At 65.6% G+C, this 1,773-nt stretch carries 1 protein-coding gene; it reads left to right on the forward strand.

Translation table 11 applies throughout. The annotated features are described in order from the left end of the window. Nucleotides 1-88 precede the first annotated feature (88 nt). Nucleotides 89-1,741, forward strand: a complete 1,653-nt coding sequence (locus tag HR086_RS46610; protein WP_174468886.1) for an ISL3 family transposase — start codon at nt 89-91, stop codon at nt 1,739-1,741. Nucleotides 1,742-1,773 lie beyond the last annotated feature (32 nt).

The following is a 1,773-nucleotide window of genomic DNA, read 5'->3' on the forward strand; positions in this document are numbered from 1 at the left end:
TTTGACGGCTCTCCCGCACTTCGTGTGGTTCCCGTCTGGGGCAAGGACAGATGCGGCAAACGGCCAGCAGGGCGAATACACCCTGGGAATGGAACCGCTGTACTCCCTTCCTGGCTGCCGCATGGAGCGGGTGACGCGCGGCAGTAGTGCGGACGTTGTCCTTGTGGCGCATCTGGAGGGCACTGGGGCCCGGTGTCCTGCCTGCCAGACGCCCAGCACCTCGGTGCACGGCAGCTATGTCCGACGCCCTGCAGACCTACCCGCCGCAGGGCGCGCTGTGCAACTCGAGCTTCGAGTGCGACGCTTCTGCTGCCGAAACCCGGACTGCGCCCGCCGCACGTTCGCGGAGCGGCCGGTGCGCCTGGTGGCCGCTCAGGCTCGGCGGACGCGTCGGCTGGCCACCGCGCAGTGCGCCGTTGCAATCACAGCCGGAGCAGAGGCTGGGGCCAGGCTGCTCAATCCCCTGGCCATGCCCACCAGTCCCGATACCCTCCTGCGGCTGATTCGCCGCGCTCCGCTGCCTGCTCCCAGCCCCGCTCGCGTCCTCGGCCTCGACGACTGGGCGCTGCGCAAGGGACGCACCTACGGCTCCATCCTTGTCGACCTGGAAGAGCACTGCGTGCGGGACGTGTTGCCAGACCGCTCGACTCCCACGGTGAGCACTTGGCTACGCCATCACCCCGGCGTGGAAGTCATCGCCAGGGACAGGTCGACTGAGTACGCACGGGCGGCGATGCTGGGAGCTCCGGATGCCCTGCAGGTGACGGACCGCTGGCACTTGCTGCTGAATGGACGGCAGATGATGGAACGATGGGTGGCCGGCGCTCACGCTCGCCTTCGAGCGCTGCCCGCGGTATCGAATGAGTCCGCGACGCCAGCACGCCGTCACAACAGTTTCTCGCGAACTCACGCTGAAGCTCGTGCTCAAGAGGCGAGTCGCTCTCGACGTGTCGCCACATACGAAGCCGTCAGACGTCGTTACTTGGCAGGAGAACCCCTGGTGAGGATTAGTCGCGCGCTTGGGCTGGCGCGAGGGACGGTGCGCCAATTTGCATTCGCCGAAGCCTTTCCCGAGCGCGCGGCGGGCATGCCCAGACCGAGCATCCTCGATCCTTACTTGAAGTACCTGACGCGGCGACATGCCGCCGGGTGTGAGAACGCTTGCGAACTCTGGCGGGAGATTTGCGCCCAGGGGTTTCGCGGCACGTCTCGACAAGTCCGCCGGTGGCTCCAACTGCGACGAACCGTTTTGCATTACCCAGGAGCGCACGGCCATCCCAACAGCACTTGGTGGGCGACGGGGAAACGCCACGACGCGCTCGCATCACCGAAGCAACTGGCGTGGCTGTGCGTGAAGAGCTCTGCTGCGCTGACATCTGCCGAGGCCATGACACTGGCGCGTATCGCGCAGGACCAGGAAGCGGCGCGTGTTGTCGCATTGGCCCAGCGTTTCTGTGAACTTGTGCGCTCGCGATGCATTTCACGAGGGACACGGCGAGCGAGGTCTTGTCAGCCTTTCGACGAGTGGCTGCGGCAGGCACGTGAGTGTGGAGTTCGCGCGGTGCAGACCTTTGCAGCAGGCCTCGAACAAGAGGGCGATGCCGTCAGGGCTGCATTGACTTCACCCTGGAGCAACGCTCAAGCCGAGGGCCAAATCACGAAGCTCAAGCTCCTCAAGCGTCAGATGTATGGCCGAGCCAACTTCGACCTGCTGCGTCGCCGCGTACTGCTCACCGTTTGACCCCACGGTCCACACGAAGTGCGGGAGAGCCG

The organism is Myxococcus sp. CA039A (genome assembly GCF_013336645.1).
GTDB classification, from domain to species: Bacteria; Myxococcota; Myxococcia; order Myxococcales; family Myxococcaceae; genus Myxococcus; species Myxococcus llanfairpwllgwyngyllgogerychwyrndrobwllllantysiliogogogochensis.